We start from the raw sequence: 22,447 nt of genomic DNA, 5'->3' as shown, positions 1-22,447 counted from the left end.
AACCTAACGCTTATAAAAATCAAAACTTAACGACTGTTCATTTTTAAGCTGTGGTGATTACTGATCTAAAATATTTTTCATTTACCAACAGCCGCAAAAAGGTCTCCCCATACGCCTATATGTTGCCGGCTATAATCGGGGAGACCTGAAAATGTATATGAAAATAGTTTTAAAATCATGCCGCGCATTGCCGCATATATGTTGCTAAAAGTACGCTCTGGCCGAATCAAAATTCTGCTGCGCATAGCCCGGCTATTTTACAACCGGGTGTTCCTGGGCATATTTCCTTCCGTAGGAATGCAGCTCATCCATAACTATGCTGTTGTTCCACTCTCTGAAACAGATTCCGTTTGGTATAGACGGATAAAATCTTCCGCCGGGACAATAGGTATCAATGGCTCTTCTGACTTCCGCCCGTATTTCCTCCTCCGTGATATTCTCGATATCTACTTTCGGACCGTCAATACCGCCGACCATAGCAAGTTTACCCTCTGTCACTCTCTGGATTTCCACAATATCATTCTGCGCAATGGCACCCTGCCAGATATCCACACCGATCTCTACCATATCCGTAACAATAGGCTGACAGATGCAGTCTGCATGATGCATGTAAATCATGCCGCACGCGTGAATGGTATCCGCAATTTCTCTCTGCAGAGGCTTAATGATTTCCCGCCACACTCTTGGAGGAAGAAAGACATTTTGTTTGGAACCCCAGTCATCGTGATAGAAAATTATATCAGGATGAATCTGCTCTGCCACCATTTTGATATATTTGATCTTATAATCAGCAATTACCCGGAGCAGTGCTTTCATTTCATCCGGATATTCCAGATAATTCACCAATGCCTCCTCCATACCCATCAGATGGTGCGAACGCTCAAAAAGGCCGCCTGCGCACATAAAACCTACAAATTTTTCTTTCCGATCCACTTTTGCAGTCTCTTCTTTCACCAGTGTCCAGTCCAGATGTTCCAAATCCGGTACGGTAAGCTGTTCTTCCCACTTTTCAATATCCTTGATCACCGCATTTTCCCTGTTTACCCTTGGATGAGGGCCGGGGGCACCTGGTTTGAAGATGTAAACCGTACCCCAAGAATCCTTATGCTCCATCCCATCCTGAGGACACATATCTCCCATGAGGACAGGGTCCGGCACCAGCACAATCGCATCCATCAGATCACCGTAAAAATCAGGCTGTTGCCTGTTATAAACCGCCATTGCATTTTCCCGCAGATTCATATTGTTATTTCCTCCTTTATCCTTTGCTTTTCGGTAATATTCCGTACCTTCACGGTTACGTTTTCGTACTTTTTATAGTTCTATTGTATAGCAATCCTTGTTTTCAGAAAATGTACAGACTGTACCTATTTTTTCTGTCCCTATAGGCACTCTGCCCATTCTTTTTCTTGACAAATATATTTAGAAATTATAATATTTTGACAAAGGAGGGCGTTTCTATGAAGATAAATCTGGATATCATCGCAGAAGAATTATCTGCTTTTTCTCCCCGCAGGGCAGGCAGGAAAAAAGCAGATACAGCCATAAGAAACCTTCAGGGTGTCGGCCTGTATCATCCCCAGACATCCCTGTCACCTGAAATCTGTTATGCCGCAGCCGCAGACAGCATAACAGATACTTTTTGCTACCCTTCAGACATCACACTGGTCGTGATCGGAGCTGCAGATGAATGTCTGCTAGACAGTGCCGATGCAGAAATCCTTATACTGGATGGCGGAAAGGCACAGTGCACATTCAGTCATATTTTCAATGCATTAAACTCTGTTTTTCTGAAATATCAGGCAATCGATGCACAGCTTAGTTCTGCTGTCATGAAAAATGCCCCGCTCCAGGAGATATTGAAAATCGGTGAAGCTTTTTTCGGAAATCCGCTTATTCTTTTTGATAAAAATTACTGTATCCTTGGGGAAGCGGACCCGCGCCTGGAAAAGCTGGAATTGGTCTGTGATAAATGGTCCGATTCTCTAATGCTCTCCATAGATACCGTCAACGCCATCAAAACCTCACCGGAATACCGCAGGGCTTCCGCCTCCGCTGATGTCTGTTTTGTATCGGAGGAATATTTCGCCTACAATACCCTATTTGCCCCGGTAAAAGGCAGCGGTTCTCCTTTGACCATGGCAGTTATGGAAACAGATTGCCCACTTACCCAGGTGCACCGCCAGCTGGCTGTATACTTTTCCGGTATCCTTCGTCTTGCTCTGGGGAGAAATCATTTGAGTTCCGGACATTCTCTGCGATTTGAGGATTTCTTGAAAGAACTTTTATATGACACACAGATTGAACAAGCTGTGATAGACCGCTATCTGCTGGCTATGGATTGGAAAAACGGTGACAACTATCTGCTGGTAACCTTCCAGACAAACCGCTTTGACAAAATCAATTCCATATACAACAATATCTGTGTAAATATTGAAAAACAGATTCCGGAGAGCTTTGCCTTTTACTTCGAGGACAATTTGCTTGCTGTCATCAATCTGGACCGTGTGCGCATGTCAAAAACAGATGCGGTACACATGCTCTCCATTTTTCTGAGGGAAGGGCTGTTTCACGCTGGGATCAGTTATATTTTCTTTGATTTCAGTACATTTTCCAGTTATTATAAACAGACATTAGGGGCTTTGGAAATGGGTGAAAAATATAGCCCTCATGAGTGGTGCTATGATTTTGAGGATTATGTACTGCACTATTTTATGCATTACGGCACAAGCCGCATTGACGGCAGACATCTGTGTCATCCAGGGGTGGTGCAGCTTTATGTTTATGATTTAAAGAATAAGACGAACCTTCTGGAAACTTTAAAGACATACCTGGAATGCGGAGAAAATGCGGTTCAGACAGCACAGAATCTTTACATTCACAGAAACACACTGTATCAGAGACTGAAAAAAATAAATGGCATTATCCATACCAATCTGGATAATGCCAATATAAGGCTTTTTATTATGATGTCCTACACGTTTGTGGATTTGCTGGGGTTGAGTCCTGTGGAATCTTAGTGTGTCTGAAAATCACGTTCAGCAAGCCGTGCGTCCCAATTTATAGCTATATGGCTTTGCTCAAAAAGATGTGGAACTTTAGCGCCGATGAGGGAGGACGCGGGCGGCGGTCTGTGTTTCCCGAATTGGATGCAAATGTAATGCAAAGTGAGGCGTGCAGATTGTCGGAATGAAGTTTCGGTTACGTTCTAAGCCATACTCTCCCAGTCTCTTTTCAGCATACGGTATTCCATACGGGTTTTCATTTTGCCGTCATGCCACTCATAATCCACATGCTCCGCCTCTTTGATCAACCCACATTTCTGCATAACGCGCTCGGAACCTCTGTTCTCTTTGAGGCATCCGGTGGTGATGCGGTATACACCGTCTGTTAAAAAGGCAAACTCCATAACCTTTTTCAGTGCTTCCGTCACATAACCACATCCCCAGAACTTCGGATATGTAAAATAGCCCAGATGAACCATTTTTCCCACTGGGGTTATATCCGTGACCGTATAACCGATACTTCCTATCTGTTCTTTTGTATCTTTTTTCTGCATGTGAAGAAAATACCTGTGCCTGTCCTCTTTTTGCATATCAAGCAAAATTTCCTTAAAACCCTCCTCCGATTCCTGACGGGAGTGGTGGCGGATATCCTGAAGGTAATACATTACCTGTTCATCTGCCATAAGTCTGCTGTATTCTTCTGCATCGTTTTTTGTATAATCTCTTATAATGAGACGCTCTGTTTCCAGGTATATCATATCTGCTTCTCCCGTATTACTACTTTGTGTTTCCATTCCCTTTTAAAGACACCTGTTGGTCTACCGTTTTATTATCAATAAGATAATGCATATCTACATCACATTTTTACAAGCTGGTTATTTCAATCTTTTCGTCGCAAAGCTGAAAAGTTTCCTGCGTCAATTGTTCAAAGGTACACCATCCGGAGTAACATTTCAATTAACTACTGCGCGAAGCTGAAGACCTGCCTGATGCACACTTCCTTCCTAACATTGCGGTATTTCAATTCACTTCAGCGCGAAGCTGAAGACCAAGACGTTAGATGGACAACTCAGGGAACTGGATATTTCTATCCACTTCAGCGCGAAGCTGAAGACCGCGTATGTGATGGCACAGCACGCAGACCCACAATTTCAATCCACTTCAGCGCGAAGCTGAAGACGTGGCTGAGACGATGTATATGTTAGGAGCGTGAGATTTCAATCCACTTCAGCGCGAAGCTGAAGACGCAGGACAAAATCAAAGAATTGGAGGGCTGGAATATTTCAATCCACTTCAGCGCGAAGCTGAAGACACTGAATGAGACAAATACAGCGTACGACAATGTATTTCAATCCACTTCAGCGCGAAGCTGAAGACTTAGCCTGCTGCAACTGCTCATCCGTCATATTGGCATTTCAATCCACTTCAGCGCGAAGCTGAAGACAATTTCCAGTAATAGTTGTTATCCGTCCATATGTATTTCAATCCACTTCAGCGCGAAGCTGAAGACGCAAATCGAAATATTGGGAACAGAGTATTCCATAATTTCAATCCACTTCAGCGCGAAGCTGAAGACACGTGTGGACATACCTGCATCATGCAGACGGCTTGCATTTCAATCCACTTCAGCGCGAAGCTGAAGACCCGGATGGGTCATATACCAGCAACGGGACTGTGACATTTCAATCCACTTCAGCGCGAAGCTGAAGACAAGATTTCGCATCTGAACCACCATCCCTTATATTATTTCAATCCACTTCAGCGCGAAGCTGAAGACCCATTCTCGGTAATTTGATTGTCTGGGCACTAATATTTCAATCCACTTCAGCGCGAAGCTGAAGACCCTGCACAGATCTGCGATATCCCCCTGTTCCAATATTTCAATCCACTTCAGCGCGAAGCTGAAGACAGCAAATATAACCAATTCCACCTCTCACCTAATACATTCTCTTAGGCGTTTGCGAAACGCCTAAAGCCGCATAAATACGGCATTTTTTTGTTATTAAAATCAAATAACTCCTCACTGGATATGGTATAATAGAGTTGTCGAGAAACCATTAACCACACCTAAGAAAGGAGTTATTCTGATACTTATGATACCATATAAACAGCTTTCTTTAAATGATGTTTTTCAAGATTGTCAGGACAAATTTGAAAATGACAAACCTGCATTTCTAACTCTATTAGAACAACATATCGACATTGATGAAATTATTCCGATTACTTTTCGTAATCACTTTTATGCATCAACGGGACGAACCCGCAAATACCCTTTGCGTGCCTTGCTTTGGGCACTCATTATTCAGCGGATCTTCTCCATCCCTACTGACCAGCTTCTTCTGATTATCCTCGCTTACTCAAAACCTCTCAGGGATTTTTGTGGTTTCTCCAAAGTACCTGATGCTTCAAAAATCACTCGCTTTAAACAGAATTTTATTGATGATCTGCAACTCGTTTTTGACAACCTTGTTGATCTTACAGAACCCATCTGCCAGGCTATTGATTCTGCCAAAGCAGATATGACTATCTTTGATTCCTCCGGCATTGAAGCATTCGTTACAGAAAACAACCCTAAGTATGCAAACAGAATTATCAAGCAGTTAAAAGCATATGCAAAAGCCCAGGGATTTGACGATAACTATGACCCTTATAAAGCAGCTTACGGTAAAATGCCCCCCCACGCAGCTGCAAACCCTGAAATCAAACAGTTATACATAAATGGGCACTTTTGTTATGTCTTTAAATTTGGCATTGTAACTAACGGGCTTGGAATCATTCGCCATATTTCCTTTTACAACAAGGATTTTTTGAATAATCATCCTGACATTGTCGTAGAAAAGAAATCAGATTCTCCTGATGAAGATAAATCAGTCCATGATTCCAAACTTCTGATTCCTACATTGAGAGATTTCTTTCTGAAACACCCGCTCATCAATCCCCAAACGTTTCTTGGTGATTCTGCCTTTGATACAGCTCAGTTATACAAAGATCTTTTTAGCAGTGATACCTTTGGAAAAGATAAGCATTTCTCCAAAGCATATATTCCTTTAAATATACGCTCACATCTGGAAAATATGGACTATACCATCAATGAAGATGGAATACCCTGTTGTCCTCATGATGTGAACCTTGCCATGAAACCGGAAGGAACAAAAAGAAGAGGAACGGATATCAAAGCTTTTAAATTCGTCTGTCCAAAGGTCAAATGGATCTATGACAGGTCCACTCAAAAACAACATCGTGAATGTCAATGTGAAAATCCCTGTACTACTTCCAAATGTGGGCGAATGGTTTACATCTATCCCGAAAAGAATCTTCGTGCCTATCCCGGTGTACTCCGTGGTACGGATGAGTGGAACGAAACCTACAAAATCAGAACGATTGTAGAGCGAAATATTCAACACACCAAAATGAATCTTTGCTTAGCAGGAAGGCATACACAAAACGAAAAAACACTTCATGCTGATTTAATCCTTGCAGGAATTACCCAATTGATCACAGTTCTGTTAGCAGACAACATCCATAAACATGAATATCTTCGAAGTCTGAAACCGCTTATAGCCTGATTCTGCATGATATCGGACTTGCAACTTTATAAACGGTAAGGCTTATTAAAGTACGCCAATTTTCACGGAACTGACTGTTATCCCCCCAATACTACTTTGCAGGGTTTCTTTCTCTTTGGAATCAGAATTGCGAACTCGTTTCGCAATCACCTAAATACATTCTCTTATACAAATCCACCAACACTTCCCATCCCCTTCTCCTTTTCATCCCCAAAAACAAGTCATAAACCATATTTTTACAACTACATATCGGTGCGAATCCCCCCACAGATTTATGTTTACCTTTCGCACCATTACACATGATTAAATTATAACACACCCCAGTCCATTATTCCACAAATACATTGCCTTTTTCTCCCCACCAGCCCTTCAAAAATATTTCTCATATCCCCCCTCCGGAATTTCCCCTTCAAGCCCCAGCACTCTGGGCCACAGGCCTGTTTCTGCGACTATGAATCCCATTATCATTCCCATATGAGTATGCAGATGTCTGTGCTGCGCCAATATAAGTGTAAATCCCGTATACTTACACCCCTCTGGGCTTTCCAGCAGTTCCTCATCCATTAATTCCTCTATATACCTTTTAATCTTTCTCTCCACCCATAAAAAGTAATCATGAATCTGTTCACGTGAAATCTCCTTCTCTGTCACCACATCCAGGTTATTTAAATCCTTCACATGAAACCCCGGTTCCTTATATCCTGTATCATTTGGATTCATAAACCACAAGTCCAGGGAGTGGAGCATATGATACACATGTTTCCACAGGGGCATCCCGCAATACTCTTTTCCCCAAATGTCCTCCGGGATACATTTGATCACATTGCCAACTTCCCACAATGCCCTATTAGTCTGTTCCCTTATGATCTCCGAATATCTTTCCTTTTCCAATGCTGCTAAGTCCCTCCCTTGTAACTATTCAGTAGGTCTGCGCATTCACTGCGCTGACCGTAAGAAAGTGTTCCACGGCCAAGCAAAAATCCCATCGCCAAAGGCGATTCTGCATGGATTTTTGCCTGTAACTGTGAGGGTACTCAACTGTTACCCTCCCTTATAGATATCTGTCCATAATTCCATTCCTGCGCATCCACGCCACAGACTCTCTAAGTGCCTGAACCGTCTTCGTCTCCAACACACATCTGCATTTATTTCTCCCGGCAGCTTTGAATCTCTCTGCCAAATCTACTTCCCCAGTCCCCAGGGCCAAATGGTTTCGTCCTCCCATTGCATCATGCATATGAAAATGGGCTAATTTCTCCTCGTGCTCCAGAATGAACCTCTCGTCCTCCATAGCATCCACGTAGGAATGTCCCACATCCCAAGTCAGAGAAAACACCCTGCTCTCCAGCAGGTATTCCACAGCCTCCCTCTGAAAGTTGGTAAAACCATCTGTATTTTCAATAGAAATCAATACCTCCGCATCTTTACTCACATTCTCACATATCTTCCTGAATCTGCGGATCCCTTCCAGATACCATTCCCTATACTGCTCGAACAAATAAATCTTTCTGTCCGGCAAAGTAAAATACACCCCTTTATTCATATGCATATTAATGATCGGACAGCCCAGTTCCTCTGCAATCTGAATGGTACGCCTGACAGTATCCAGATACGCCTCAGCAACAGCCTCATTGAAATCACAGACATTCAAATTCTCATCCAAATGAATAGTATAATAAATACCATATCTCTCTGCCAATTCCAACAAACTATGAATATCCCCAATCTTATCAACCTGATACATAGGCATATTCATATTTAGCTCTAAAAAGTCCAGCCCCAATTCACTGCAAAGCTCTGCATTCTCCTCTAAATTTCTGTTCTCTATTAATGTTGGCATTCCAAACTGCATAACGCGCCCCTCCTCTGCCCTATCAAAGCGCCCTATTAACCCCGACTATTCAGAATACAATCGTCTCACCAGCTCATCATACCCGGAACTTCCATCCAGTATATTTTTATAGGTACTTACCCAGCAAGGCTGGAATCCGGCCCGAAACGCTGCAGCCTGAGAGGCCGTATTAGATGATGCTGCACAGTAAATAGGAACGATATTCCTATCAAGAATACTGTACATCAAATGATTTACCAGCACAGAGGCCAGCCCGCTTTTTCTATATTTTTCTTTTACATCCACACCAATTTCCCATACCTACTCAGATTCAATGGAAGCTCCCGCGAGGCCTGCGATCTCACCGTCTCTCTCCGCATAAAATACTATATAAGTGCCGGTATTCCCGTCTGCATCAAACATCAGCGAATTGTCAAACCCTTTGATCCCCTGAAGTTCCAAAAGTCCTTCCCCTTCCAGCATTCTATAGGTATACTCCGGCAGCATCTCTTTTCTCCTGCTCTGCTTTACATCCGGAATAAAATAAACAGACTGTCCATAAAGCAGAGGACACTCAAATATCTCCTCCCTGCTCTTTCCTGTAAGCAGCCGCTCTGCCTCTTTCAATACAGAAGAAGACACCGCCGCAATTATGGCATTTTCCATGCTGATCACTTGAAAAAACGGTTTCTGGTACGCCTCGGCCCTGCTCCCCACCACATGAAAAACAAGTCCTTTCTGCTGAAAAATATCGACTCCGCATTCTAAGAAATCCGCCAGATGTTCTTTTATAACCTCTGTTATTTCCTTTTTATCCATCTACGTTCTTCTCCACCCAATATCTCATATCTGTATATACGGATGTATTCTCTTTAAACCCCAGTTTTCTGTAAAGCTCATAACCATCCTTTGTGGCTTTCAGATCCACATAGGTAACACCCACTTCTTCGGCCTTTTTCAGAAGCATTTCCATCAGCCTGTACGCCATCCCCTGCCTTCTGTACCCGGGTTTCGTATATACATTGAACACAGTTCCGACCTTCCCGCTCAAACAATCAGGCATTGCCGGCCTTTCTGCAATCATCAGAAAAGCAGAGGCCGCCATATTCCCACATCTGTCCACAGCCGTAAATGCATGTAAATCCTGCCCCAGATGACTTTCAAAGTATCTCAAAATCTGCCTGCGCATTACGGCATCCTTCTCACAAGCCAGACATCCATGCTCATCTTCCAAAAATGCCATGCGCATTTCCGTCAGCGCTTCACAGTCCTCCCGTCCCGCCATCCTCAAGATCATATCGTCCACATCTGTCTGCCACGCATCTGCTACAGGTTCTCCACCCATCCTGTTACCAATGAATTCGCAGGCAAAGAGAACCGCCTCACATGTAAGCTTTTCACATAAATGCGGCGGGTCCTGCTCCGTAAAAACTCCCGGGCGCAGATCAAAACACCTCAGCGAGCCAAACCGATCCGTAAATGACTCCGCCTACTCGTAACAGTATTTTGCCACATCCCCGCCGTCCTTTCCTGTCAATTCACAATATATCCCGATAAACAGCAGCACACCTTCCACCAGGCCGCACTGCGCCCGATATCCTCCGGCCCCATGCATTCCCGCCGCCGCGCTTAGTACCTGCCTGTCAAGCTTCACCTGAAATGCTTCCCCCAGGCACCTGAGCATTGTCCCCGCACAGTTGACATCCTGCTCCCAGTACAGCTTGTGGACTATCTCATTGATACGTTTCTCTGTCATCTCTATACTCCCAGCTCTTTTTTCAAATCTTCCGCATATTTTTTCTGCTGCTTTTTCAGATACATCCCTGCTGCAAATTTCAAAAACGGCTTCTTCATTTCCACATCCTCGGTAAAATCCATCTCCGTCCCATTGCCGCTCTCACGAAACAGGCCCGTCCAATGACCTTTTATATTTTCATTTTCCATGTCAAATTCATACTGACGAAACGGTATCTTTTTTGTGATCGTAAATGTTGTGGGGAATCCGCTTTTTGTGTACTCTACAAAAGTCTTGCCGTCCCCCATTTCTTCTATCCGGCTCAAATCACTGCGCCACCCATAATGTTTATTATCTGTAACTACCTTCCAAACCTGTTCCGCGCTGGCCGCCAGGCGGATCTTCATATTTGCTTTGGCCATATCTGCCTCCATTTTCACTTTTCTTCCAGTCTACCCTCTCCTTTTCTCCTTGTCAATTGCATATCCATAATAGATGCCCTCTTCGCAGCATACCATGTTACTGTTCACTCCGTGTCCAGTAACACGCTTCGCGATGCACAGATATGGAGCATTCTGCCCCATATCGCGCTGGCTGCCTCGGGATTTTCATGCTTCCGGCATGAAAACGCCTCCCGGTACAGTGGCCTGTGAACAGTAACCATACCATTCCTTTGTCAGTGACAAAATTGACGATTATAACAGCAGTTTTTATTATGATGCCCCACAAAATATCCTGAACGCTTTTCTGGATGGAATGATTGAATGATAAAAAGTCATTAAGCGCCTGCCCTCCGTACCCCGGATGACAGGCGCTTACTTATGAATACAAGATCACATCACCAAGCCGCACACCACATACAGCACCGTGGCGATCGCCGCCGTCACGACTGCATAAGGAAGCTGCGTCTTCACATGTGAGAACAGATCCGTGCCCACCGACATGGAGGACAGAATGGTTGTATCTGAGATTGGAGAACAGTGGTCTCCGAAAATACCGCCTGAGACAACCGCACCGATCGCCAGCAGAATATTGGAATCCATGGCAACTGCCATTGGAATCGCTATGGGCATCATAATGGAGAAAGTACCCCAGCTTGTGCCTGTGCTGAAAGCCATAACTGCGCCCAGCAGGAAAATGATAGCAGGTCCGAAAGCACCGCTGACTTTACCTCCGATCAGGCTTGCAAGGAAGGTGCCTGTTCCCAATGTCTTGATCACACCGCCGATGGCAAATGCCAAAACCAACAGGATCACAAGGGTAAGCATATTGCTGACACCTTTCAGTACAAAATCTCCAAACTGCTTTCCTGTCATGATCTTCTGTCTTGTGTAGAAGATACACATAACCAGCAGTGTAATGGTAACTGCATAGAGAATGGATGTAGTTCCGTCACCCTCTGTGATATTTCCCTTACCTGTGACAAGCAGGCCGATAAAAGTTCCGCCGATCAGCACAATAAGCGGCAGCATCATATTCCACTTGTTTTCTTTACCGGGTTCTACCAGTTCATCAAAGCCTTCGCTGTCGTTAAGCAGGGGAACAACGCCGTCATCATACAGCTTTCCTGTAGTCTGCACACGCTCCTCTGCTTTTTTCATGGGCCCCCAGTCTTTTCCGCTTAATATGTAGAACAATACCATAATAAGGGAAACAATGCTGTAGAACTGGAACGGCAGACTCCGAATCAGAAGATTCATAGGGTCCCCGGCGATCACACCGGCCGTTATCTCTGCCCCGATCAGTCCCATAAGCATAGCGCCCCAGGAGTTCAGCGGGATAATGGCATTGATCGGTGCTGATGTGGAGTCACAGATATAGGCCAGCTTTTCTCTGGAAACTTTATACTTGTCAATCAGTGGCCTTGTCACAACACCGGTGAACATGATACTTAATAGTCCGTCGATGAAAATAATGATACCGATGATATAGGCGATCATCATAGCCATCTTTTTACTCTTTACCTTATTGCCCTGCTCTGTCAGATACGTCACAAAGCCATTGACGCCCCCTGACACACGCACCAGAATAACAAATGCTCCCATCAGTGTTGTAAACAGAAATGTTTTCAGGTTTCCTGTGTCTGCGCAGACATTTAAGATCTGGTTCACCATCTCATTCACAGCGGTGAGCGGATTCCATCCGCACAGGATCAGTTCTCCGGAAAAAATACCAATCAAAAGAGCAAGCGCCACCTTCCGAAACGCGATGGCAAATGCAATGGCAATGATTGGCGGAATCAAAGTCAAAAATCCGTAATCCATAGTTTTCCCTCCTCTTTCGTGTCAATACTGGGCAAACAGAGAGCCAAAGCCTCCTGTATGCAGATAGCAGACAGGCCCCTCTGTTTTTCCCTTTTCCAGCCAGTCCCTCATACCGACCAGAACTTTACTGTTATAAATGTTTTCAATAAAAATACCTTCAGCCCTGGCAAAGGAAAAGATCTCCTTGGCACTCTCACTGGTATTTGCGCCCCAGCCCCGGCCCCGGAAACCATCCTCAATAAAACAGAGCTCTTCCACAGGTTTTCCTGCCGGGATTCCCGTTATCTCCTCCACCTCCCGCACAGTATCCGCAATGTGTCTTCCCAGGTTTTCCCTGTCATCCTCCACACTGACGATTACAATACGGAAGGGATTTCCCATAACTGCATTCCCGTACACCAGCCCTGCTGCCACACCGCCGTTTCCTCCCGGTGCAAAAATGGTCATGGTGCTGATCCCCTGCTCCTTACATTGTTTCATAAGCTCCGGCACCGCTGCCGTGTACCCAAGAGCCCCTCTTCCCGTGGTTGCTCCGTTTCTCACCACATAGGGGTTTTTCCCGTCCCTGCGGTACTTTTCAAACAGCTCCTCCACAAAGGCATTGCGGGCATCCGAGTCCACATCCCCAAGAAAATGGGATTTCACCCCAAGGATCCGGTTCAGCAGCAGATTCCCCTCTTTCTTCTCCGGCTCTGTACCGTTGTGGACCAGTTCGCAGTCCAGTCCCAATTTGGCGCAGGCCGCAGCCGTCAGGGTACAGAGATTGGACTGGGCAGGCCCTGCTGCCAGAATCGTCCTGCTGCCCTCCTTTACCGCCTCCCCCAGTATGTATTCCAGACTCCTTATCTTGTTGCCTCCGGGACCGATGCCTGTCATATCATCACGTTTGATATAAATTCCGGGATATCTCCACTGCTCCTCCAGCCTGTGCAGACGATGGAGCGGTGTGGGAGCCGGCATAAGCGGTACCCGTTCCGTCTTCTCTAAAAAAGTCTCCAGCAAATGCATGCTTCCTCTCCCCCTCTCTAACGCTCAGCAATTACCTCGACTTCACAGAGCACACCCTTTGGCAGTGTTTTAACCGCCACACAGGAGCGGGCCGGGTTGGTGGTGAAGTATTTTGCATAAACTTCATTAAACGCGGCAAAATCCTTCATGTCCGCCAGAAAGCAGGTGGTCTTGACCACTTTTTCAAAGCTGCTGCCTCCTGCTGCAAGCACAGCACCTACATTTTCAATAGACTGCTTTGCCTGAGCGGTGATCTCCGCCTCCACAACCTCACCGGTAGACGGGTCAATGGGAATCTGTCCTGAAGTGAACAAAAGTTCATTCGTTCTCATTCCCTGTGAATACGGGCCGATTGCGGCCGGTGCTTTTTCTGTACTGATAATTTCCATAATTTCAGTCCCCCTTTTCTCTGTCGTTTTATCATATTAAAGAGTATATCACTAAACTATTTTTTAGTCAATAGATATTTTTTCATTCTTTTACTCTTTTCACTGAAATATTTTTTAGTCTATGTTGCGTTTCCTTCATAAAAAAGTTATAATAAAACGAAAGGAGGATTTTGCCATGAATTACCTTACCCTGACAGAAACAGATAAAACCATTCTGGAATCATATAAGACAGTCCTGGACGGACTTGCAGAATATTTAGGGGACGGATATGAACTGATTCTCCACAGCCTGGAGAACCTGGAGCACTCTGTCATAAAAATCATTAACGGACATTACACTGGACGTGTGGAGGGCGCTCCCATCACAGATCTGGCACTGAAAATGCTGGACAATATCCGTCAGAAAAAAGAGCCTGCCGCCCTGTGTTACTTTAATAAGAAAAACGGCAACACTCTGAAATCCGCCACCATTCCTATCCTTGGGGAAAAGAAACGCATCATCGGCCTTCTTTGCATCAATTTCCACACGGAGGTTTCTTTTGCCAGCATCCTGGCAAGCTTCACCCCTGCAAGCAGTATTGTCCCCGGTGTGACAGAGACCTTCAGCGACAATGTGGAGGACCTGATCACCTCCGCCCTGGATGAGGCCAAAACAAAAATATACGCCAATCCTATGATCTCCACTACCAATAAAAATAAGGAGATCATCCATCTCCTGTACGAAAAAGGTATTTTCAATATGAAAGATGCTGTCATCAAGGCAGCAGAAAGCCTTGGCATTTCTAAGAATACCGTATATCTGCATCTGCGGAACCTGGAAAAGGAAAACGGCAGTTAAAGGCATTTGACGCAAGTGTGCCGGACAGAAAACACCTCTGTCCGGCACACGTTCCCACATCCCTATTTTTCTCTTTACTTCTTACACGTTCTGTTCTAAAACCTCTGTCTGCTTTTTCTCTCTCTTCTTATAGACCGTTCCGAATATCCCGAGAGATACCAGTATCACCACTGCCATAAGTATACTCTGGATGGTGGAGTAAAAGGCTCCGCACACCACGGCAAGACACATAGCAAGCGCGAATGGAACCACTGCCACTTTCAGATTTTTCATCAGGACCGGAATGACAAGGGGGCCTACCAGCGCGGGAAACATGTTGTCAAAAGCCGGACTGATCACAGGATTGGTGAGCAGCGGTGTCATGATCGGCGCCAGAAACAGCATTCCGCAGAATACGATGATAGTGGTCACAAAGGATGAGGTTGCCACTGCCAAGATAGACACCACACGCCCTTTCTCACTTCCCTCCTCACACTCCATGATACGCATGGCATTCAGCGCGGCAGGCAGTTTCATATTCTGGATATTCCCTGTGGAAGATGCCAGATATACAGCACCCGGCCCTATGATAGGTGCCATGGACAACTTTTCACAGATACCCGTGATCATAAATATCAGTGCAATGGGAGCTGCCACAATAAGCATTTCTTTTACATTCACTTTCAGTTTAAATGCAATACACACCACAGTGGGTACCAGCAGGAAGAACACCCACACGATCAGCGTGGTGGTGATGCCCAGGTTATGGATGCGGTTATTAAATGAATTTCCCTCCTGCGGGGAGGATGTTGTTTTCTTCATCTCCAGTTCCTCCTATTTGATCAGACTTGTCACCAGACAAGCCATAGCCATGCCGGATATCATACTGATGGAAAATGCAAACTCCTTCAGTGGTTTCCAGTTTTTAGACAGTTTGTCCATAAGTATCATAACACCCGCAGACACCACGATGGTGGAAAGAGATACCACATTTGTCACATCCACCAGATAAGGTGCTGCCAGGGTCGCCATCATGCCTAAAAACATAATGTTCGGCACCAGTGCACCGAAAGATTTTTTATTTGTGGTGATACTCTGCATTTTTTTATCGTATTTTTTCAGGATCAAAGCTGACATGCTGGATAAAAATACGCCCAGAGTCACTACCCACATAATAGACCCAAACACATCCGGTGAAAAATCAGCGCTGCCAAGGCTGCTGAATCCGTAAGATGTAACCGCCATATTTGCCGCCATGGTCTCATAGGTGGCGGAACCGATAACACTCAGCCTGAGCCAGGGAAAGAATTTTCCCAGGGCCGGAAGCAGGATCATATAGCTGATTATAATGGGCAGGGAAGGTACAATGGAAAACACGGTGCTGCTCTTCACCACTTTCATCAGATCTGATCTGGTAAATCCAATACGGATGGCTTCTTTCCAGGCTGCCCTGAAAAAAATGGCTGCCTGTACCAATACCACAAGGATCGCCAGCCCGCAGATGAGAAACATAACGCTGCTGTTCGCCACAAAAGAATACTGCTTGTTCAAAATAGTTCCCCCTCTCTTAAAACGCCCCGGCTTTCACTTCTGCCGGGATCACACTCTTATATGTAAATCCATTTTTTGCCTTTTCCATATCTTCCTTCGCCTTTGCCGCGATTCCGGGATTTTCCAGAATATCCAGTGCGGTCCTTGCAATCACAGAAGCTGCTGCCTCCATCCCTCTTTTTGCGATCCCTGATTTTCCCTGAGCCACTGCCAGCCAGGAATGGGCGGGGGTTCCCAGCGCATAGCAGGCGCTTCCAAACCAGGAGGTGGGCACGGTCCAGCTCACATCCCCCACGTCGGTGGAACCCATCTTGACAGGAACCGGAGGAAATATGGTATCCGCCATAGCTCCCTTAAAAAACGCACTTCCCTTTTCCCCGTAAAACTGCCTTGCAAGCCCCTGGTATGTCTTCCAGTCTCCCGGGTCCCCGGCTGCATGGAATTTCTCTGCATAAGCCATCTCCTCCTCCGTGTATTTCAAAGGATAGATTTCCCGGATATGGCTGAATACAAGCTGATCCAGGGTTTTGTTCTGAAGAACGTCAGAGTAGGCGCTCACCACACGGATCTCCACCTCTGTCTCCGTCATCATGGCAGCCCCCTCTGCCACTTTATTCACTCTCCCGATCAGCTTGTGAAGTTCCTCTGTTCCCGGTGCACGCACAGAGTAAAGCACCTGGGCATAAGCTGGAACCACATTCGGTGCCTCGCCGCCTGCGTTCGTCACCGCATAATGCACACGGGCTTCCGGTATCATATGCTCTCTCAGATAATTGACCCCTACGCTCATAAGCTCCACCGCATCCAGTGCGCTTCTCCCCAGATGGGGTGCTGCTGCCGCATGTGCGCTCACGCCGTGGAAATCATAAAAGATACGGGCATTTGCCAGTGTGGAGATCGAACTGAAATTGGCCGAATAGGGATGCCAGGCCAGACAGATATCACAGTCCTCAAAACAGCCTTCCCTCACCATAAATGCTTTTCCGGCTCCGCCTTCTTCACCGGGACAGCCGTAATAGACCACAGTCCCCTCCATGGGATTTTTCATAAGATAGTCTTTTACCGCCACAGCCGCTTCCATACATCCGGTGCCCAGAAGATGGTGGCCGCAGCCGTGTCCCGGTGCGCCCTCTGCTTCCGGCTCTTTTTTTGTGAGATCCGCTTTCTGGGACATTCCCGGAAGCGCGTCATACTCTCCCAAAATCCCGATCACCGGATGCCCGGCCCCAAACTTGGCGCTAAATGCAGTCTCAATGCCTCCCAAATTTTCCTCAATTTCAAATCCTTCCGCCCGCAGTGTTTCTTTCTGCAGCGCTGCTGACTGCTTCTCCTGAAACCGTGTCTCTGCAAACTCCCAAATCCTGTCACTGACATTCTCAAACACTGCCCTCTTTTCCTCCAACAGTCTGTCCAGCATTTCATACTTCATAAGATACCCTCTCTTTTCCGGCCTCCGGCCTTCTCTCTTTTTGTGTCTTTACAAGCAAATCTTTCCCGTTAGAAGGAAGCAGTATTTTCATTAACACCTTATTCCAGAGCCTTGGCAGGTCCTTTCGCTCTTTTTGCGTAAGTCCATACCGGAAGGCTCCGTCTATGTCCGTATCACGCAGCACCTTTTCAAACGGCACCAGTCTGCAGTCATAGCTTTCGTCTGCCCGCTCCTCTGTCAGGATATAGACAGGAAGGATCTGAAAATCATGGATGCGGCAGGTACCGGCAGCGCTTCCTTTTTCTATTCCTTTTGCAATTCTGAACTTCACCACATAAGTAAGCCTGGAATCTTTTGTAAGGGGATGATAACTCACGAAATCACCCATGGAGTACAGGATCAGGCTTCCTTTGTAGTTTTCCATCTGCTGGCACACATGGGGGTGGCCGCCGATTATCACGTCAATTCCCATTTCAGCCAGCTTGTGTCCTGTCTCTATGACATTTTTGTGCGGATACAGTTCAAATTCCCATCCCCAGTGGACAGAGGCCACAATGATATCCGCTTTCTTTTCTCCGGCTCTTTTCACATGGTGTTTTACCAGCGACAGATCCGGATTCCTGTCATTGAATCTGACTTCATTGATCAGCGCCTTATTCTCATAATGATTCCCGTTCATATCAAAGGTATAGGACAGCATGGCAATGCGGATGCCGTTCTTCTCGATCACCAGCACATCCTCCTGCTCCTCCCTGTTCCTGTTCGTACCGGAATGGTAACAGCCTCTTTTTTCCAGGCAGTCCAGGGTTGCGAACAGACCATCCTCCCCATGATCAAAACAGTGGTTATTGGCTGTGGAAAAATAGTTGATGCCTGCACCCTCCTGCCAGAAACGGTCCAGCATGGCCTCCGAAGTGTTCATTTTTGCCGGCATCCCCATGACCTGGTTTCTGCCCAGGGGTGCCTTATGGAAAACCGTGGATTCCAGATTGGCACAGGTGATGTCAGCCCCGAAATAAAAATCCGCGATCTCATCAAACAGGTGGGGCGTATTTTCATAAGTCAGGCAGTCCACTGCCATCAGATCCCCTCCTGCAGACATAGTGACCTCTTCCTGCACCTGAAAATCCTCCGGCAGGGTAAATTCCATCTTCTGCCCGGAGAAATAATCCTCGATCCCCGAATCCTTTTCAGCTCTCTCCAGCTGATGTACCCAGCACCGGTATGCCCATTTCAGTTTTTCAAATGTGTTGTCTGCCACATCATACACATCTTTTACCGGCTGGGGATACCTGAACTGATTCCACATCACCACACTGGCTGCCCTGGCAAGCCACTGAATGGGTTTTGATGTTTTATACTTCATTTTCTCTCCCGCTTTCTCTGTGATCCGGCTTCTGCCGTTTTCATGATCACAGTATAACTTTACAAAAGGAAAGAAAACAGGGCATAAAAAAGAACAATAGGGATGTTTTTTAGTTAATTAGATGAAAAAGAAAAAGCAGATTAAAAAAAGACTACCTTTTTTTAATCTGCCTCCCGCCTGATGAGAAAAACAGCAATGGCGTTGAGTGTCAAAGACTGATGGATCTCATATCTGCCGTCAATAGACTCTTCCACAAGTGAGATAGATGGATTGCAGAAATTCTCCAGATATTCCACAATATCATCTTCCTCCAGAGGATTTGAGAAATTCATTTTCAGCCAGTTATTATAAAGACTTCCATTGTCGCGGTCCAATCTTATGCTCTTGATCCGGTAACGGCCTGCCGGCATATTCTGCAGAATCAGATCTACATTTCTTATATTTCCGGTTCCTCTCACATGATCCAGGGACTGAAAGGGGTCTGTATAACAGGGGTGGTACATAAGCACAGCCAAGGTTCCTTTCTTGTCCATGGTCACTAAAATATGACTGTCAAACATAAGCACCTGCTCCTTCAAAAGCATCAGGGAGCGGAGGGTAAAGAACAGAGGCCGTCTGATATTATTGTACAAAAAAAGACTTAAGGGATAAGACAGCAGTGCCGGCACGGGATTGTCTCTGCTGGAGAGGTTCAGGGCAAAAGCCATACCGGCTGTGGTCTGGGCCAGGGAAAAGACCATGTCCGCGATCAGCGCTGTCCTGTGAAACTCCCCTGCCTCCACCTGGGACTTTCCCGTAAGAGTGTTAAAATGGGTCAGATATACCGGAAGTCTGGCCCCTGTCTCTTCCATCCACGCCTTCACTGCCTCCAGTTTCCTGTGGTGGTAGTTTCTGTGGAACTCCCGGTATTTTGTCTCCTCCGCAGGAGCCAGGGCCTGGTTCGGGTCCGAGGTAAAGCTGAGGAAGTCCACAAGCAGCAGAAACTGGTTGTGCATCACAAAATCCATTTTCTTTGCAGGATAGGGATGTTCTCCCACAAGGACTCCCGTTCTGAACTTGGAACAGACCTGCTTTATCACTGACGCGGCCTCCAAAACAAAGGACAGTTCCTTTTCCGGTGCACACAATTCAAAATGCCACTGCTCCAGATACTCCTCCTCAAATCTGCCGCATACAGTCTCTAATTGACGCTTCATACGTCTCAAAAGATACTGCTGCCTTTCTTTTTCCTCACGGGCAGGCTGTGTCAGGCTGACTCTGATAAAAGGGACCAGACCCATCTGTTCCAGATTTTTTATTATTTCCGTACATTGAAAATAATGTATCAATTCTCTGTCCGGCACATGCTCCGTTTCAAAGAAAAGGCCGTCAAACATGGCATATTCAAACCCAATGGCCTTCTGGGCCTCCCGGATCTGCATCTGTACCGTACTCTGCAGAGCGGACAAGATATGTCCGATATCCAAGATCTTCCTGGGGAAATCCACCTGGAGCCTTCCCGCCTGCCTTATATTGAGTACACAGCGCTTAGGCTCTCCCATGTCTGCCTCCGGCTCAAAGCGGCTTACATACCGCACCAGCGCCTCCAGGGATTCTGGTGACCTGACTGTGCTGTTATTTCCGCCGGATCTTTCTTTCTCACTGATAAGGGCATACTTTTTTCTGTATTCCCCAGGGGAACAGCCATACTTTTTCCTAAACTGGCTGTTAAAGGTCTTGATTCCCGAAAACCCGCTGTTCATGGCAATCCTGGTCACCGGCTCTTGGGTATAAATAAGATCATGTACAGCGGCCTTTAACCGGATATTGGTCAGATATTCCAGATATGAAACCCCTGTTTCCTTTCGGAACAATTTGGACAGATACGGCACCGACAGGTATGCCTGGGCTGCAAGCTGTTCCAGCGTGATCGGACTCCTGTAATTCTGATTGATATAGGAAAGGACAGGATATAGCTTCCCATCCCGGGTGACCTCCCCCATCTCATACGTCTCCCCGGAAATAAAATGGTGCAGCAGGGTATGCAGCACCATCATCAATTCGGATTGAAAGAGAAGCCTGTCCTCCTCCCCCTGTTTTAAGTAAACAAAAGCCATACGCGCAACGCTCTGCTTCAGGGACTCATACAGGGACTCTGTGCCTGACTGTGCTCTGACAGAACTGCAGGTATAGCGGTTTTTCAGTATTTCCGGACAGCGGGTACTTAGATATTCTCCGGACACACGCAGAAGCAGCACCATATTCTGCCCGCGGCTCTCCACAGAGTATAGTTCCCTGTGATTGATCACAGCCAGGCTGTCGCTGTCCAGAATACTGGCTTCCCCAAAGGTTGTAAACATCACCTGCCCCCGCAGGACAAGAAGAAAGGAGAGCCCGTCATTCATCTGATGGCTCAGGCTCTCCATATGGTTCAAATACACCTGAAAATTATCCATTCCGGCTCTCCTATTTCATATCCGTTCATCCATCTTACAGCAGCAGATTCAGCAGTCCGATGATGAATCCGATCAATGCGCCCAGATTAATGACCGCATTGAGCTCTTTCTTCATAATAGACATGAGGATATTCTCCACTTCCAGCACATCCATGCCGTTTACTTTTTCCTCCACTACTTTTGCGATCTGGAACTTTTCAGCCAGTTCGCCTGCCTTGTCACCTACAAATTTCACGTAGATGCTTTCCACCAGAGCGCTGATCTTATCCTCACCCAGAGGGATGGATTCCACAATATCGCTGATCCTGCGGCTCTCCACAGCGGCGATCTCCCCAACTACGACCGGGTGGATCTTGTCATGGCCGTTCTCTCTGATATAATCCCCCACTTTTCTGCCGATCGGTTCCGCAATGGAGTTGATCAGGTCATCCGTAAGGAACATGGACACCATAGAACCCTGGAATTTCTGCTTCACTTCCTTGGCACCCTCCTCCGCGATGATGGCACCTACATCCAGCTTGTCCAGCCCTTCTGTAATACGGTCTGTAATAAAATTCTCCAGTTTTCCCCGCATGGTCTCATAGTCATCCTGTTCCACATAGTGCTGCAGGAAACTCTCAACCGTATCATCACTGTTCTGCACTTTCTGTATGCCTTGGCTGATCCGGCTGACAATAGTACTTTTCACACCCTCGGACAAAAGCATGTCTTCCAGGTCCTTCTTAGTGATCAGATGGTCACCCACAGCACTTCCCAGAGCCTTCGCCAGTCTGCCTTTTCCTCTGGGTATAATACCAGGTGTAAAGGGCAGTGTCCAATTTCCGATCTTCACCGGATACAGGGGGCGAAAAAGCATTTTCACTGCAATATAGTTTGTACAGTAGCCAATGACCGCTCCGATGAGCGGCCCGGCCAATAAACGTAAAAATTCCATTGCTATCCCTTCTATTCGTTATGGAACTGTTCAGTACCCTCACAGTTACAGGCAAAAATCCATACAGAATCGCCTTTGGCGATGGGATTTTTGCTTGGCTGCAAAATGCTTTCTTAC

20 protein-coding genes, 1 pseudogene and 1 CRISPR repeat array are annotated in these 22,447 nt (G+C 46.2%); of the genes and pseudogenes, 3 read left to right on the top strand and 18 right to left on the bottom strand.

Annotated elements, in window-relative coordinates; translation table 11 throughout:
- Positions 1 to 252: 252 nt before the first annotated feature.
- A complete protein-coding gene (locus tag C6P39_RS20060) occupies positions 253 to 1,242 on the bottom strand; it encodes a uroporphyrinogen decarboxylase family protein (RefSeq protein ID WP_095175132.1) in 990 nt (329 codons plus the stop codon).
- 218 nt (positions 1,243 to 1,460) lie between these two features.
- Between C6P39_RS20060 and C6P39_RS20055 the strand changes: the two genes are divergently transcribed.
- The gene (locus tag C6P39_RS20055; protein ID WP_104804955.1) at positions 1,461 to 3,020 is read left to right on the top strand and encodes a PucR family transcriptional regulator; all 1,560 of its coding nucleotides are present in this window, start codon (positions 1,461 to 1,463) and stop codon (positions 3,018 to 3,020) included.
- 188 nt (positions 3,021 to 3,208) lie between these two features.
- Here the strand turns inward: C6P39_RS20055 and C6P39_RS20050 are convergent, their stop codons facing one another.
- On the bottom strand, positions 3,209 to 3,763 hold the full coding sequence (locus C6P39_RS20050) for a GNAT family N-acetyltransferase (protein WP_095175130.1): 555 nt from the start codon (positions 3,761 to 3,763) through the stop codon (positions 3,209 to 3,211).
- 192 nt (positions 3,764 to 3,955) lie between these two features.
- A CRISPR array of direct repeats spans positions 3,956 to 4,914; the repeat unit is 32 nt; unit sequence ATTTCAATCCACTTCAGCGCGAAGCTGAAGAC.
- A 184-nt stretch (positions 4,915 to 5,098) separates the two neighbouring features.
- Between C6P39_RS20050 and C6P39_RS20045 the strand changes: the two are divergent.
- Positions 5,099 to 6,476 (top strand): annotated as a pseudogene (locus C6P39_RS20045) (transposase).
- Positions 6,477 to 6,940: 464 nt separating this feature from the next.
- Here C6P39_RS20045 and C6P39_RS20040 read toward each other — a convergent pair.
- The 10 genes from C6P39_RS20040 to C6P39_RS20005 form a co-directional block, all read right to left on the bottom strand.
- The gene (locus C6P39_RS20040) at positions 6,941 to 7,462 is read right to left on the bottom strand and encodes a hypothetical protein (RefSeq protein ID WP_104804954.1); all 522 of its coding nucleotides are present in this window, start codon (positions 7,460 to 7,462) and stop codon (positions 6,941 to 6,943) included.
- A gap of 160 nt (positions 7,463 to 7,622) precedes the next feature.
- Positions 7,623 to 8,423, bottom strand: coding sequence for a sugar phosphate isomerase/epimerase family protein (locus tag C6P39_RS20035; protein WP_104804953.1), 801 nt, complete (start codon positions 8,421 to 8,423; stop codon positions 7,623 to 7,625).
- 45 nt (positions 8,424 to 8,468) lie between these two features.
- On the bottom strand, positions 8,469 to 8,708 hold the full coding sequence (locus C6P39_RS28000) for a GNAT family N-acetyltransferase (RefSeq protein ID WP_242987087.1): 240 nt from the start codon (positions 8,706 to 8,708) through the stop codon (positions 8,469 to 8,471).
- A gap of 15 nt (positions 8,709 to 8,723) precedes the next feature.
- On the bottom strand, positions 8,724 to 9,221 hold the full coding sequence (locus tag C6P39_RS20030) for a hypothetical protein (RefSeq protein WP_242987086.1): 498 nt from the start codon (positions 9,219 to 9,221) through the stop codon (positions 8,724 to 8,726).
- Positions 9,214 to 9,747 carry a GNAT family N-acetyltransferase gene (locus tag C6P39_RS28335; protein ID WP_207657174.1) on the bottom strand — a complete coding sequence of 178 codons (534 nt, stop codon included), beginning with the start codon at positions 9,745 to 9,747 and terminating at the stop codon, positions 9,214 to 9,216. The genes C6P39_RS20030 and C6P39_RS28335 overlap by 8 nt, the downstream gene beginning before the upstream one ends.
- Positions 9,748 to 9,891: 144 nt before the next feature.
- Positions 9,892 to 10,158: a hypothetical protein gene (locus C6P39_RS28330; RefSeq protein ID WP_330407101.1), complete on the bottom strand. Its 267-nt coding sequence runs from the start codon at positions 10,156 to 10,158 to the stop codon at positions 9,892 to 9,894.
- 2 nt (positions 10,159 to 10,160) lie between these two features.
- Positions 10,161 to 10,559 carry an SRPBCC family protein gene (locus C6P39_RS20020; RefSeq protein WP_095175373.1) on the bottom strand — a complete coding sequence of 133 codons (399 nt, stop codon included), beginning with the start codon at positions 10,557 to 10,559 and terminating at the stop codon, positions 10,161 to 10,163.
- 411 nt (positions 10,560 to 10,970) lie between these two features.
- Positions 10,971 to 12,401: a Na+/H+ antiporter NhaC family protein gene (locus C6P39_RS20015; RefSeq protein WP_095175126.1), complete on the bottom strand. Its 1,431-nt coding sequence runs from the start codon at positions 12,399 to 12,401 to the stop codon at positions 10,971 to 10,973.
- A 21-nt stretch (positions 12,402 to 12,422) separates the two neighbouring features.
- The gene (locus C6P39_RS20010) at positions 12,423 to 13,403 is read right to left on the bottom strand and encodes a 1-aminocyclopropane-1-carboxylate deaminase/D-cysteine desulfhydrase (RefSeq protein WP_158661642.1); all 981 of its coding nucleotides are present in this window, start codon (positions 13,401 to 13,403) and stop codon (positions 12,423 to 12,425) included.
- 23 nt (positions 13,404 to 13,426) lie between these two features.
- Positions 13,427 to 13,798: a RidA family protein gene (locus C6P39_RS20005; RefSeq protein ID WP_095175124.1), complete on the bottom strand. Its 372-nt coding sequence runs from the start codon at positions 13,796 to 13,798 to the stop codon at positions 13,427 to 13,429.
- A 175-nt stretch (positions 13,799 to 13,973) separates the two neighbouring features.
- On the opposite strand from C6P39_RS20005, the gene C6P39_RS20000 reads away from it, so the two are divergent.
- Complete coding sequence (locus tag C6P39_RS20000) at positions 13,974 to 14,636, top strand: helix-turn-helix transcriptional regulator (RefSeq protein ID WP_095175123.1); 663 nt, start codon at positions 13,974 to 13,976, stop codon at positions 14,634 to 14,636.
- An 81-nt stretch (positions 14,637 to 14,717) separates the two neighbouring features.
- Here C6P39_RS20000 and C6P39_RS19995 read toward each other — a convergent pair whose 3' ends face one another.
- The 6 genes from C6P39_RS19995 to C6P39_RS19970 form a co-directional block, all read right to left on the bottom strand.
- Entirely contained in the window at positions 14,718 to 15,437 is a 720-nt protein-coding gene (locus tag C6P39_RS19995; RefSeq protein WP_095175122.1) for a hypothetical protein, read from the bottom strand.
- A gap of 12 nt (positions 15,438 to 15,449) precedes the next feature.
- The gene (locus tag C6P39_RS19990; protein WP_095175121.1) at positions 15,450 to 16,166 is read right to left on the bottom strand and encodes a DUF5058 family protein; all 717 of its coding nucleotides are present in this window, start codon (positions 16,164 to 16,166) and stop codon (positions 15,450 to 15,452) included.
- 16 nt (positions 16,167 to 16,182) lie between these two features.
- Positions 16,183 to 17,595: an amidohydrolase gene (locus C6P39_RS19985; protein WP_095175120.1), complete on the bottom strand. Its 1,413-nt coding sequence runs from the start codon at positions 17,593 to 17,595 to the stop codon at positions 16,183 to 16,185.
- The gene (locus C6P39_RS19980) at positions 17,585 to 18,961 is read right to left on the bottom strand and encodes a CapA family protein (RefSeq protein WP_104804952.1); all 1,377 of its coding nucleotides are present in this window, start codon (positions 18,959 to 18,961) and stop codon (positions 17,585 to 17,587) included. Before C6P39_RS19980 ends, C6P39_RS19985 begins: the two co-directional genes overlap by 11 nt.
- Positions 18,962 to 19,122: 161 nt before the next feature.
- Positions 19,123 to 21,396 carry a helix-turn-helix domain-containing protein gene (locus C6P39_RS19975; protein ID WP_104804951.1) on the bottom strand — a complete coding sequence of 758 codons (2,274 nt, stop codon included), beginning with the start codon at positions 21,394 to 21,396 and terminating at the stop codon, positions 19,123 to 19,125.
- A gap of 34 nt (positions 21,397 to 21,430) precedes the next feature.
- Positions 21,431 to 22,330: a DUF445 domain-containing protein gene (locus C6P39_RS19970; RefSeq protein ID WP_095175117.1), complete on the bottom strand. Its 900-nt coding sequence runs from the start codon at positions 22,328 to 22,330 to the stop codon at positions 21,431 to 21,433.
- Positions 22,331 to 22,447: the final 117 nt, after the last annotated feature.

Source organism: Blautia marasmi (assembly GCF_900258535.1).
Lineage (GTDB): Bacteria > Bacillota > Clostridia > Lachnospirales > Lachnospiraceae > Blautia > Blautia hominis.
This window is presented reverse-complemented; position numbering and strand designations above follow the sequence as displayed.